Raw genomic sequence first — 12,172 nt, 5'->3', positions numbered from 1 at the left:
TCACGGTCCCTCCTTCCAGGGAATCAGCCGAGGTTCCGGATCGAGAATCGACTCGTAATGTGCAAGATTGCCCCACTCACCGCTGGGATCAATGCGCTTGTAACGCAAATATTTACGGACCCGGTCCTCCAGACTGCCTGCCCAGCCGAGATGTTGAACCTTCAGTTCCGTGCTGACTCCGGGCAATACGGTGCAGGACAAGGGAAGACGGGGAACATGATGATTCTGTTGTGGATAAAAATAAGGATATCCAGGCATATAACGTACAAGTGAAGCGGTATGCCGCTTGTGCAGACACCAGAGATCATCTTCCCGATAATGGGTTCGGCCACCCCACATATCATAGAAACGGAAGGCAAACCAGTCTGCATATTCCTGATTAATCAGCGTGCGTATGGCTTTCTTGGCCTCTGTGCTGTAGAGCTCATCCGCATCAACCGATAGCAACCAGTCGGGACGTGTTCCCGCCGCCGCTTGCCATAAGGTGTTGCGAAGTCGCCATTCCTCGGCGAACAGCGGTTTCTCCAATACCTCCAGGCGGACCACCTTCGGATAAGCTTTGCATAGCTCCGGGGTTCCGTCTGTGCTGGCATCGTCTACAATCACGATCTCATCCACGAACTCACTCAGATCATGCAATACTTCTTCAAGGTATCGGCCGCGTTCATTGCGAACCTGGAGCATGGCGGTCAGCTTGTTGCCTTTGCTTTTGCGAACTCGACGGATGGAGAAGGGTTCTTTGAATGCACTCGTTTCCTCTTGTGATACAGCAGCATCCTGTTCACCCTGAACTTGTTCACCGCCCCAGTGATGCACCTGGCTTCGGATGTTCTGCGCTGGCTGTGCATGATTCGGCGGCTGATCGCCTTCTCCCGATGCGTCTGTATGTGTCAGATCCACTGTTACCGTTGGCGTGTAAGTGGTTTCGGTTCGGATATCCCTGTGCACCATCGGCCCATTCAACTGTTGCCTGCGTTTCTTCGGGTCCAGCATCATGGCACCTCCCCAAGCAATTGCTGTACGGCATGATCCAACAACTCCAGCTCGACAATCCGGGCGAGCGCATCTTCATCCTCCAGTGCCGTTTCGAGAAAATGTCTGACTGCCCCGTGTCTGTCGCCTCGCAGGGCTAGCACACTTCCAGATAATTGCTGATAATCCCGGCGACTGGCATCATCCTGAATATCGACTGCATGAACCAGCGCCAGTGCCTCTTCCACGCGACCTGTCTCCTGATAAATGCGGAATTTCCAATGTCTCGCGGTTTCTCCGCCAAGTTCGTCCAGGGTGCGCAGCGCGGTTCCATAATCATCGTTCATACGTAGTAATTCCGCTCGTACAAGTTGATCTTCTCCTGCCTCCAACCAGCGACATAACTGTTCATAATGATGTCGTTCCTGTTCGTCGGATGCACTAATCCCGTACACCAGCAGGGCGTCCTCCAATTGTCCGGCCCGGGCATGGATGGCAGACAGGAAGCGATAGTGGGAGATCACACAATCACTTCGACCATTCAGGACCGCTTGGGTGAATGCCTCTTGTAATGATTGGATGGCCCGAGAATCTTCAAGCAAGTACTCATAGGCTGCGAGCAAAAAGGATATGGTCTCATGCGCCCCTGCTTTGGCTCGAAGCTGGCGATAGAAATCAGCACGTACACTGCATTGAAGCAGGGTAACGCTATCCGGAGTGCCTGACAGGATCTGCCGCAGCGCATGCAGGAAGAACAGTTCGTAGTCCCGGAGAGGGACTTCGAGATTATCCTTTTGCACCGTACCTGCTTGTGAAGGATCTTCGCCTCCCAGCCAGATGGCGCGTACGCCTTGGAATAATAGCTTCATATATCGTGTTTCGGAGGATGTACCTACCAGATCAGCGATACCCACCAGTTTGGAAATACTGCTTTCCCACAGGGGAGAAGAGGCTTCGTCTCCGACAGGCTCAGGGAGCAGGACAATACATAGCTCTGGTTCCAGCGAAGCTGCAGCCATGAGCCAGTAGGGATGAGTGACCACTGCCACGGTACGTGGCTCCATCAATAGCTGCTCGGCTTCAGGTAAGGAGATTACAGTGATCACCGCAGGTACATCCTCTGGTTGCGTCAGACTGCTGACATAGTAGACCTCGCCCTCAATCGATAGCAGTGCAGCAATATCGGGATAGGGAAAGGATGACCAGCCTCCTTTGCGAGGGAAGAGAACATAACGGACAGGGGGCTGTTCTGCGACAGCTGCACGGGCCTTATCCGAACTGGCTTCGGAGTCTTCACTTGGTAACGGCGCAGGTTTTTCCATGAATCGTTCACCTCACCTTGACTGTAATAAGGAGCGTCCTTCACTATGCATGTGCTTCATGCTTCCACTTCATATGTAAAGCCCTCACGGCACTTCGCATGATATGCCTGAGACTAACATATGGGCATTCCGTCCCAAACATGAGTATCTTCCATGAATAGATGAAGTAGGCAAGCCATTATAGAGCTTCCCTAAGCACCAATCCTCTAATTTCGGCTTCACTACACCTTCTCGATACTGTAAAAAAGGTATTTGAATTCGCACTACAAAAGGCTGATTTTTATCTTTTGTGTGACCAGGATCACTTTTTTTTGCTCTAAACACGGAGATTGTGATAATTCTCACATGTATAAAATAGGGAATCTGGCACAATACGTTCATCAACGTATTTGGCGGACAGACAGCGAAGGTGCAGCTTCAATGCCAAATACGCATACTGCGAAGTGAACAGAAAGAAGGGGTAACGGTATGGATCCGATTATGTTATCGCGTATCCAATATGCACTTACAACGATTTTCCATTTCTTCTTTGTCCCGCTATCCATCGGTCTTGTGCTGTTGGTTGCAATCATGGAGACGTTGTACGTTGTTAAGGGGAAGGAAATCTACAAAACGATGGCCAAGTTCTGGGGCAAGCTGTTCCTGATTAACTTTGCCGTCGGGGTTGTCACAGGTATTCTGCAAGAATTCCAGTTCGGCATGAACTGGTCCGAGTACTCCCGGTTCGTGGGGGACGTGTTTGGTGCGCCACTGGCTGTTGAAGCGTTACTCGCGTTTTTCATGGAGTCTACATTTATTGGGCTGTGGATATTCGGATGGGATCGTTTGTCCAAAAAAGTGCATCTGGCCTGCATCTGGCTGGTGTTTGTCGGCACATTCCTGTCCGCGCTGTGGATTCTGGCAGCCAATTCATTTATGCAGCATCCCGTCGGGTTTGAGATCAACAACGGCCGAGCCGAGATGAATGATTTCCTGGCACTGATCACGAATGGTCAGCTTCTCGTTGAGTTCCCACATACGATTTTTGGGGCATTGATGACAGGTGCCTTCGTTGTCACCGGGATCAGTGCTTACAAATTGATGAAGAAGCAGGATGTGGAGATCTTCCGCAAATCGTTTAATATTGCGATCATCATTGGACTCGTTTCTTCATTGGGTGTAGCTTTCTCCGGGCATTTCCAGGCGCAATATCTGGTGGAGACACAGCCGATGAAGATGGCAGCCAGTGAAGGCACATGGACGACGACAGAAGATCCGGCACCATGGACGGTAGTTGCTTTTATCGATCCAGACAAACAGGAGAATACCGGTGAGATCAAAATCCCTGGATTGCTCAGTTACCTGTCCTACAGCAAGTTCTCCGGCAGTGTCACAGGCATGAAGGAGCTTCAAGCCGAGTATGAGCAGACGTATGGACCGGGGAATTACATCCCGCCGGTACGAACAACGTTCTGGAGTTTCCGCATTATGATCGCAGCAGGTGGCTTAATGATTTTGTTATCCCTATATGGTACGTTTCTGGCCATGCGCAAGAAGCTGGAGATTGCAGGAAAGTGGTTCATGCGTCTGATGGTAATTGCTATTTCTCTGCCATTTATCGCTAATACATCTGGTTGGATCATGACCGAGGTTGGCAGGCAACCGTGGACGGTGTTTGGCTATATGACGACCGAAGCCGGTGTCTCACCGAACGTATCCGCAGGAATGATCCTGTTCTCTACCATTGCTTTTACCGCTGCGTATACGGTTCTCGGTATCGTGATGGTATACCTGTTCGTACGTGAGATCAAGGCAGGACCGTTTGCGGTCGAGAAGCCGGAAGATCACGATGAATCGGCCGATCCGTTCGGCGTGGATGGAGGTTATTCCGTTGTCACTAAGTGAGTTGTGGTTTTTGCTGATTGCCGTATTGTTTGTCGGTTTCTTCTTTTTGGAAGGTTTTGATTTTGGAGTGGGGATGTCTACAGGCATTATTGCCAAAACGGACCGTGAACGCCGGACCCTGATCAACTCGATTGGTCCCTTCTGGGATGGTAACGAAGTATGGCTGATTACAGCAGGGGGTGCCATGTTTGCTGCCTTCCCGCACTGGTATGCCACGATGTTCAGTGGCTTCTACCTGCCGCTTGTGGTCGTATTACTCGCCTTGATTGGTCGCGGGGTTGCCTTCGAATTCCGCAGTAAAATGAAACAGCAGCGTTGGCGCAAAACATGGGATATCATCATTGTGGTATCCAGCGCGCTCCTGCCTTTCCTGTTCGGCGTAGTCTTTGCCACGTTCATGAAGGGTCTGCCCATTGATGGGGAGATGCAGTTGCGCGCAGGATTCTTGGATATCGTTAATCCGTACACTGTAATTGGTGGTTTGAGCGTAACCCTGCTGTGTCTGGTTCATGGATTGCTGTTTGCCTCCCTACGAACAGTCGGGGAACTCCGAGAGCGTGCCTTGAATACAGCGCAAAAATTGATGCTGCCGCTGGCTGTACTGCTTGCCGTGTATGCGATATTGACGTATTTTATGACCGATGTGTTCGCCGTTCGCGGCTGGGCACTGTGGATCATGGTTGTACTTGGTGCAGTTTCACTTGCGCTTGCGGCATATTTCGTTCGTCAGAAGCGTGAAGGCTGGGCTTTTGGTATGACAGGTGCTGTGATTGCGATTGCCTTTGCTTCGGTATTTATCGGACTGTTCCCAAGAGTGATGGTGAGTTCCTTTGGAGCGGCATATGACCTGACCGTATACAATGCGGCATCTGGTGCGTATTCCTTGAAAGTCATGACCATTGTAGCTTGTACACTGCTGCCATTTGTTCTTGGGTATCAGATCTGGAGTTATTATATCTTCCGCAAACGCCTGAACGAGCAGCACCACCTGGAGTACTGATATGGGACGGGGGCTGCTGAAGCTGCCGGGCATCCGGCCAGTACTCGCGCTGGCATCAGCGCTGGTACTGCTACAGGCGATGACGATCATTATGCAAGCCAAATGGTTGGCACAAGCCATCACGGCATTGTTTGAAGGTTCATCCGTAACGGAGCAGTACCCGGTACTGCTGCTGTTCCTGGCTGCTTTTGCCGCCCGATACGCTCTATCCTTCTGGTTACAACTCGTGACATCACGATATGCGGAGAGGACAGGGACTGATCTGCGCAGACAGATGGTGGAGCAGTGGTTCAGACTTGGGCCGCGTTATGCCAAGACCGAGGGCACAGGCCATCTGGTTACACTGGCACGTGAGGGCACCGCTCAATACAAGACGTATCTCGAACTGTTCATTCCTCGTATGCTGGGCATAGGATTCACACCTATCGTCATTTTGCTGTATGTGTTCAAGCTGGATATGATGTCCGGGGTTATTCTGATGCTGACACTCCCGATCCTAATCGTGTTCATGATTCTGATTGGCCTCGCAGCTCAGCGTAAGATAGACGGACAATTCAGATCCTACAAAGCGCTCGCTAACCATTTTGTCGATACCTTACGTGGGCTGGAGACGCTAAAAACATTGGGACAGAGCAAAACACATGAAGGCTCCATTCGGCGGGTCAGTCAGCGGTATCGGAAAGCGACGATGTCTACCCTGCGTATGGCCTTTCTTTCTTCATTTGCACTCGACTTCTTCACCATGCTGTCCGTTGCTTCCGTGGCGGTTAGTCTGGGATTACGTCTGACGGAAGGACATATGTTGCTCGGCCCTGCGCTGACGGTACTGATTCTCGCACCCGAATATTTCCTGCCTGTACGTATGCTCGGCGCTGATTATCACGCCACATTGGACGGTAAGGAAGCCGGAGCGGCCATTAATCAGGTGATCGAACGGGGTAGAGCCGCTGAACAGAAACAGAAGGAAGTCTATGCTAATGTTGTTCCGCATGCGGTTACGGCAGAGGACGAAGCAGGATCTACACCATCATTAACTTCGGGTAAAAGGAAAGTCGGCATCTCGACCATACGTGTCGTGTTGAGTGACAACATGGCTGCGGTGCACCCTGATCTTGATCCCGATGCTATTCCTGAGTTGGATTCTTCCTTTTCCTCCAGATCCTCTTGGAATGAGAATAGTAGACTCGCACTTACGGATGTACAGGTACGGCATGAGGATGAAGGTCCATATTCGCTAAAGGATGTCACATTTCAGATCACAGGTCTCGGCAAAATCGGTATTATTGGCGCCAGCGGAGCAGGCAAGTCCACATTAATTGATGTATTGGCTGGTTTCCAGTTACCTAATTCGGGTCAAGTACTGGCTAACGGACAGCCGGTTACATCGGATATGCTCGAATCCTGGCGAAGACAGACGGCAGCGATCCCGCAGCATCCGTATATCTTTAGTGGAAGCCTGGCCGATAACGTTCGTTTCTACATGCCGGAGGCTTCGGATGCGGAGGTGGCCAAAGCAGTTAGCGCTGCCGGATTAACCAAGTTACTGTCCTCATTATCCGGTGGGCTGCATGAGCCTATTGGGGCTGGCGGCAGACAGCTCAGTGGTGGGCAGGAGCAACGGGTGGCAATGGCAAGAGCCCTGCTGAGCAAACGAAACATTCTGCTGCTCGATGAACCGACAGCACATCTGGATGTGGAAACAGAGTATGAACTGAAACAGACGATGCTGCCGCTGTTCGAAGGCAAACTTGTATTTTTGGCTACCCATCGTCTGCACTGGATGCCGCATATGGATCGGATTATTGTTATGGATGGCGGCACGGTGGCAGAGACAGGAACACATCAGGAACTGCTAGCAAGGCAAGGTGTATATTATCAGATGATTCAGGCCCAGATGGAGGCGATATAACATGAAGTCCGGATATGAACATATGGAGACCGTCCGTAACGGCAAAGAAAAAAATAGCTGGATTGCTCCGTATGTGGCACAGTACCGCTGGAGATTCATCGCAGTCATTGCGTTAGGCACTTGTGCTGCACTGTGTGCGGTACTGCTGCTGTTTACCTCCGGATTTCTGATCTCCAAGTCTGCGCTGCGTCCTGAAAATATTCTGATGGTATATGTCCCCATCGTAGGTGTACGTGCATTTGGAATATTCCGCGCGGTGTTTCGATATATCGAGCGCTTGGCAGGACATGATGCCGTACTGCGGGTATTGGCCGATCAACGGGTGAAATTATATCGCATTCTGGAGCCACAGGCCCTGTTCTTGCGTTCTCGCATGCAGACCGGAGATGTACTTGGAGCACTCGCCGATGATGTGGAGCGGTTGCAGGATATTTATCTACGTACCGTCTTTCCCGCTGTAACTGCGCTTGTAATGTACGGCGGGGCTGTGATTGCTTTTGGCAATGTGGATCTGGGATTTGCGGTGTGGATGGGCTTGTATATGTTATTCCTTGTTGCCGCGCTACCTGCGATTTCCCTGAAAGTGACGTGGAAATGGCGTGTGCGGCTGAAAAAGGAAAACAGCAGGTTGTATACCCGTCTGACTGACGGTGTGCTTGGACTGGGAGATTGGCTTGCAAGTGGACGAGCAACCGAATTTGTTCAGCAGCAGGAAGAGGCGGAAGAACAGCTCGACATGGTTCGCCGCAAGTTGCGGCGCTGGATACGCTGGCGTGATCTGATGGCCCAGTGTGTCATTGGCTTGATGGTCGTATCAGTTACAGTATGGGCCGGAAATGCCGCTTCTGTCGGACAATTACCTGTCGTGATGATTGCTGCTTTTGTGTTGGTGTTATTTCCGCTCACGGAAACACTTCTGCCTGTAGGGGATGCTGTGGAGCATCTTCCACAGTACCAGGAATCACTGGACCGCTTAAAACAGTTGGAAGGGAATCCGGATCTTCCGGGGCAGACGGGAGTGGGTGATGTTGGCGGAAAAGGCGAGTCGATCTCTGCAGTAAAAAACAGCAACCCGGCGGCTAGACAACCATCAGAATCCTTACCCGCTACAGATGATACTCAACACAGACGAATTCGTCTGCGCATTCCGCCCAAACTAAGAGCAGACATCGAGATCAATCGCGTTAGTTATCGCTATGCACCGGATGATCCTTACGCTGTGCAGGATATCTCCCTTCATTTGCCGCAAGGCAAACGATTAGCTATCCTTGGGCGAAGCGGTGGCGGCAAGTCGACCTTGTTGAAGCTCATTCAGGGTGCCTTGCTTCCGTCTGCGGGGAACATTCTGATCAATAATGCACCTGTGCAGACGCTGGATGAGAGTGTGCCTGATGTCATCGCAGTGCTGAATCAGAGCCCACACCTGTTCGATACCACGGTAGCCAATAATTTACGGATTGGTCGTCCACATGCAACGGATGAGGAGATTCGTCAGGTGGCTGCCCAAGTCGGTTTATCCGGTCTGATTGAATCCTTGCCGCAGGGATATGATACACCGATGCTGGAGACGGGTCTGCGTTTCTCAGGTGGGGAAAGACAACGAATTGCACTTGCCCGGGTACTGCTCCGGGAGACACCTGTTGTGATATTCGATGAACCAACCGTGGGGCTTGATCCCGTGACGGAACGTGAACTGATGCGCACCATTCTGGACAGCTTGCAAGGCAAAACGATGATCTGGGTCACCCATCACCTGATTGGTGCGGAACAGATGGACGAACTTATTTTTATGGAAAATGGACAGATTGCCATGCAGGGTTCTCACGAACAACTGCTGGCTGGGGAAGAGCGATACCGCCGTCTCATAGAACTTGATCGGCCGGGATGGACAGGGCGGCAGCAACATGAACAACCGTTGCCGCCGGCGGCTTCGAGATAAGTGTGAGCCAGTGAGCGCGAATCAGATAAACATAACAAAGAGACGAGCCAAGAAATCTTGGACTCGTCTCTTTTTCAATGATATGACCGCGTTGTTGCGGAGACTTACATCTCTACCAACATCAATATGATGGAGGAAAGGCACAGACAAGTGCTGACGAGATAGAGCACAGCAACCACCTGTTTGTGATTCAATCCGGCACGCAGCAGTCGATAATGGGCTTGACTCGCATCGGCCTGGTAGATTGCTTTACCTTGAATGAAGCGTTTGATCACGACAAAGATGTTATCGAAGATTGGTACACCGAGCGCCAAAATTGGAATGAAGATGGACAACATGGTCGCTTGTTTGAATGCACCATCCAGAGCGATAACTGCCAGAATGAAGCCGAGGAACGTAGCACCTGCATCACCCATAAACACTTTGGCAGGAGCTTTGTTGTACTTCAGATAACCTATTGTCACACCAACCAGAGTGATCGACATGAGTGCGGAGTCACTTTGTCCTTTGGCCAGGGCCACGATGAACAAGGTAATCGCCGAAATGGCCGATAATCCACCAGCCAGTCCGTCCATGCCGTCCGAGAAGTTGATGACGGTTGTCACCCCAAAGATCCAGAGGATCGTGAGAATAAATTGCAGCCAGATCGGGAGCATAACATATTCCGCGTTGAAGGGATTCACGAATCCGGTGAACGCAATGCCAGAAGCGAATACGAGCACTGCCGCAGAGACTTGTACGAGCATCTTGGGCAGGGCAGGAAAATCTTTGCCTTTTGTTTTGTACCAGTCATCGACGGTACCAATCGTTAGCAGAAGCATACCACCAGCGACCAGAGCCGCCGTTTCCCATGTGATTTCTTTGGTCAGAGCAATGTATGTCAGGAAAAATCCAGTAAATATCGCGTAACTCGCCGTGAGCGGGATCGGTTGCCTGTGCAGCTTACGCTCCACATCCTCCCGAGGCTTGTCCACAAAATCGAGCCGGTGAGCTAGTCGACCAAGCGGCGGAATAAGCAGAACCACGACAGCAAAAGACACTATAAAAGCCAGTATGTATACCATAAACTCGCTTGTTTCACTCCCATCTACCAATTTCTCCTTATTATACGAGTTAAACAGGAAATCTGTCGATGTCATTATTGTAACCAGACGTACGAAAAAAGGTGAGCCAAAGTTCAGATTTTATCGCATTTGAGGAAGATAGGAGCCGAAATATTGTTTTACGGTTTCTGCATGATATCCATCATCACCTTGCCAGGTTGCTGCAAAGATGAAATCACCGGAACCACCCTTGCCTTTTCGCGGGTTATCTCCAGGAACCAATATTCCAGCTGCCGCCCAGATTTCCAGCAGGGCATCCCGCTCCTGTTTGCTGGAAGGCAAGATATCTTTCCACTTTTTCTCCAGTGAGCGTGCACTGTCCTTAGGGTCTTCCGTCTGAGCTGCTTCAAGCAGCTTTACCAGGATAGCTTGGTCTTCAGGGGTTACTTCATAGCTTGTATCGTTGTCCTTACGCAGTAATTCCAAATCCATAAGGCAATAGAGAAGCCAGCCATGACGCACGCCGCCCCACTTGATCCGTTCAAAGTTCAAGACGTTTAAATCGACGTTGGAATATTCCTTGTCTGACTGCAAACGCAGGTAATTACAATCCCCGCAGGCACTGGTGTTAGGGTGAAGGGCAGGGCGTTCCGCATAGGTATGCAGAGGCATGTTCGATGTTAAAGCCCAGCTGGATAATGCGCTGCGCAGGTAAACTTTTTTGGTGGACAGACTATGTAGAAAGGCCGATATTACCCGCTCCTTGAACGAGTCATCCTGATGCATGTCGTATAGATGCTGAACAATCTCGTCATGCGTAATCGTGAGTGGGTCGAACATAACGCCTTTGCTTTTGGCATACTCAAATTCATCCCCGGAGAACGGGATAGAAGCTGTTTTCCAGCCGCCACCTCCCCAGAATGTGCTCAGCAGTATCTTTGCCGCTTTTTTGTCCATATAGTTAGCCTCCTTTATGGATATACCATCATGATAAATGTGGTTCTTCAATCGATCCCAGACTTGCTTACTTTAATGTGCATATTCCTCGGTTGTATTCAGAATCATCTCGACGAGACCTGGAAAACGTGAGTTTAGTTCTTCCTTTCGCAGGGAATAAAAGTGCTGTTTACCTTCAATGCGTGGCTGGATCACGCCAGCTTCACGTAAAATTTTGATGTGATGGGACAACGTGGATTTGGAAATATGGTCTACTTCGAAGGCGGAACAGTTTTTCTCGCCAGAACTGGCCAGACAGTGTGCAATTTTCATACGGATTGGATCACCGAGTGCATTGCAGACCGTAGTCAGCTTCAGTTCCGAAGCCATAGGTATCGTTGGAGTTCTCATATCTATGACGTTAGCATATTCGGCTTTTTCTTTCAATGTTTGAAAAATTTCGAACTATCTCTTGCGGGCAGTATAGGAAGTGTGTTACATTTCTTTTCAGTTAGTTCGAAATTATTCGAACTGAAAGATTGGAAATCGGCTTTTTATTCTAGGAGGAATATATATGAGTACTACAAATACCACTACAATGTTGAACAACTACTTCCGTTTATTTGATGCTTCACGTACAGACGAGCGCGCCATGGAAGATCTGTTGTCCCTGTTTACACCGGACGCAGAAATTGTACTTAATGGTACCAGTCGCACAGGGTTCGATGGTTTTATGAAAGCTTTCTACGAGTACAATAAGGACGTAAAACATATGTGGGACGCGTGGGTGCAGCAGCCTGACGGCAGTTACCAAACCAACTGGGCGGTATGCGGACAAGCGGCAGACGGAACGGTATATGCCAAAGCAGGCATTGATATCGCGCGTGTGAATGATGCGGGGCAGATTGTGTATCTGGAGAATGTACAGGCCGATCAGAATGCATTCAGCAAGTATAATCAGTAAATAAAATCTAGCGATTTTAGTTTGATAAATGAAAATCCAGAAATTTGAATTACTAAAAAGATAGCCACACTTAAGGTCCACAGTTTTTCATGCTGTGGGCTTTTTTCTGTAGCGCTTTTAGTTAATTAGAAGGCACTGAGAACGAGAGCTTCATCACTCTGATCGCACAGTTCCTACTGGGAAATGGATGCACCAAAACACTG

Annotated in this window: 10 protein-coding genes; 5 read left to right on the top strand and 5 right to left on the bottom strand. The window is 50.0% G+C overall.

Annotated elements, in window-relative coordinates:
* On the bottom strand, positions 1 to 996 hold the full coding sequence (locus tag NLBNIHML_RS15630) for a glycosyltransferase (RefSeq protein WP_494352247.1): 996 nt from the start codon (positions 994 to 996) through the stop codon (positions 1 to 3).
* Positions 993 to 2,294 carry a tetratricopeptide repeat protein gene (locus tag NLBNIHML_RS15625; RefSeq protein ID WP_494352246.1) on the bottom strand — a complete coding sequence of 434 codons (1,302 nt, stop codon included), beginning with the start codon at positions 2,292 to 2,294 and terminating at the stop codon, positions 993 to 995. The genes NLBNIHML_RS15630 and NLBNIHML_RS15625 overlap by 4 nt, the downstream gene beginning before the upstream one ends.
* Before the next feature lie 468 nt (positions 2,295 to 2,762).
* On the opposite strand from NLBNIHML_RS15625, the gene NLBNIHML_RS15620 reads away from it, so the two are divergent.
* Genes NLBNIHML_RS15620 through cydC form a run of 4 tightly spaced genes read left to right on the top strand, consistent with a single transcriptional unit; the run spans position 2,763 to position 9,026 of the window.
* Positions 2,763 to 4,178, top strand: a complete 1,416-nt coding sequence (locus NLBNIHML_RS15620; RefSeq protein WP_339238538.1) for a cytochrome ubiquinol oxidase subunit I — start codon at positions 2,763 to 2,765, stop codon at positions 4,176 to 4,178.
* On the top strand, positions 4,123 to 5,178 hold the full coding sequence (cydB, locus tag NLBNIHML_RS15615; protein ID WP_494352245.1) for a cytochrome d ubiquinol oxidase subunit II: 1,056 nt from the start codon (positions 4,123 to 4,125) through the stop codon (positions 5,176 to 5,178). The genes NLBNIHML_RS15620 and cydB overlap by 56 nt, the downstream gene beginning before the upstream one ends.
* A gap of 1 nt (position 5,179) precedes the next feature.
* Positions 5,180 to 7,087 (top strand): thiol reductant ABC exporter subunit CydD, encoded by a 1,908-nt coding sequence (gene cydD, locus NLBNIHML_RS15610; protein WP_494352244.1) that lies wholly within the window; start codon positions 5,180 to 5,182, stop codon positions 7,085 to 7,087.
* A 1-nt stretch (position 7,088) separates the two neighbouring features.
* Positions 7,089 to 9,026 (top strand): thiol reductant ABC exporter subunit CydC, encoded by a 1,938-nt coding sequence (gene cydC, locus NLBNIHML_RS15605; RefSeq protein WP_494352243.1) that lies wholly within the window; start codon positions 7,089 to 7,091, stop codon positions 9,024 to 9,026.
* A 104-nt stretch (positions 9,027 to 9,130) separates the two neighbouring features.
* On the opposite strand, the gene NLBNIHML_RS15600 is transcribed toward cydC, so the two are convergent.
* From NLBNIHML_RS15600 to NLBNIHML_RS15590, 3 genes are all read right to left on the bottom strand, one after another.
* Positions 9,131 to 10,090, bottom strand: a complete 960-nt coding sequence (locus tag NLBNIHML_RS15600; protein WP_339308800.1) for an MraY family glycosyltransferase — start codon at positions 10,088 to 10,090, stop codon at positions 9,131 to 9,133.
* Positions 10,091 to 10,210: 120 nt separating this feature from the next.
* Positions 10,211 to 11,026 (bottom strand): hypothetical protein, encoded by an 816-nt coding sequence (locus tag NLBNIHML_RS15595; RefSeq protein ID WP_494352242.1) that lies wholly within the window; start codon positions 11,024 to 11,026, stop codon positions 10,211 to 10,213.
* 72 nt (positions 11,027 to 11,098) lie between these two features.
* A complete protein-coding gene (locus NLBNIHML_RS15590) occupies positions 11,099 to 11,395 on the bottom strand; it encodes an ArsR/SmtB family transcription factor (RefSeq protein ID WP_339238528.1) in 297 nt (98 codons plus the stop codon).
* Positions 11,396 to 11,579: 184 nt separating this feature from the next.
* On the opposite strand from NLBNIHML_RS15590, the gene NLBNIHML_RS15585 reads away from it, so the two are divergent.
* The gene (locus NLBNIHML_RS15585; protein ID WP_237177210.1) at positions 11,580 to 11,969 is read left to right on the top strand and encodes a nuclear transport factor 2 family protein; all 390 of its coding nucleotides are present in this window, start codon (positions 11,580 to 11,582) and stop codon (positions 11,967 to 11,969) included.
* Positions 11,970 to 12,172: the final 203 nt, after the last annotated feature.

Source organism: Paenibacillus sp. JNU01 (assembly GCF_059130585.1).
The sequence above is the reverse complement of the archived record's forward strand: the minus strand, read 5'-3'. Positions and strand labels throughout refer to the sequence as shown.

Bases quoted from the DNA above. Each gene is read 5' to 3' on its own strand.
- NLBNIHML_RS15630 (WP_494352247.1), bottom strand. From the start codon at position 996: ATGATGCTGGACCCGAAGAAACGCAGGCAACAGTTGAATGGGCCGATG.
- NLBNIHML_RS15620 (WP_339238538.1), top strand. From the start codon at position 2,763: ATGGATCCGATTATGTTATCGCGTATCCAATATGCACTTACAACGATT.
- NLBNIHML_RS15600 (WP_339308800.1), bottom strand. From the start codon at position 10,090: ATGGTATACATACTGGCTTTTATAGTGTCTTTTGCTGTCGTGGTTCTG.
- cydB (WP_494352245.1), top strand. From the start codon at position 4,123: ATGAATCGGCCGATCCGTTCGGCGTGGATGGAGGTTATTCCGTTGTCA.
- cydC (WP_494352243.1), top strand. From the start codon at position 7,089: ATGAAGTCCGGATATGAACATATGGAGACCGTCCGTAACGGCAAAGAA.
- cydD (WP_494352244.1), top strand. From the start codon at position 5,180: ATGGGACGGGGGCTGCTGAAGCTGCCGGGCATCCGGCCAGTACTCGCG.
- NLBNIHML_RS15625 (WP_494352246.1), bottom strand. From the start codon at position 2,294: ATGGAAAAACCTGCGCCGTTACCAAGTGAAGACTCCGAAGCCAGTTCG.
- NLBNIHML_RS15585 (WP_237177210.1), top strand. From the start codon at position 11,580: ATGAGTACTACAAATACCACTACAATGTTGAACAACTACTTCCGTTTA.
- NLBNIHML_RS15590 (WP_339238528.1), bottom strand. From the start codon at position 11,395: ATGGCTTCGGAACTGAAGCTGACTACGGTCTGCAATGCACTCGGTGAT.
- NLBNIHML_RS15595 (WP_494352242.1), bottom strand. From the start codon at position 11,026: ATGGACAAAAAAGCGGCAAAGATACTGCTGAGCACATTCTGGGGAGGT.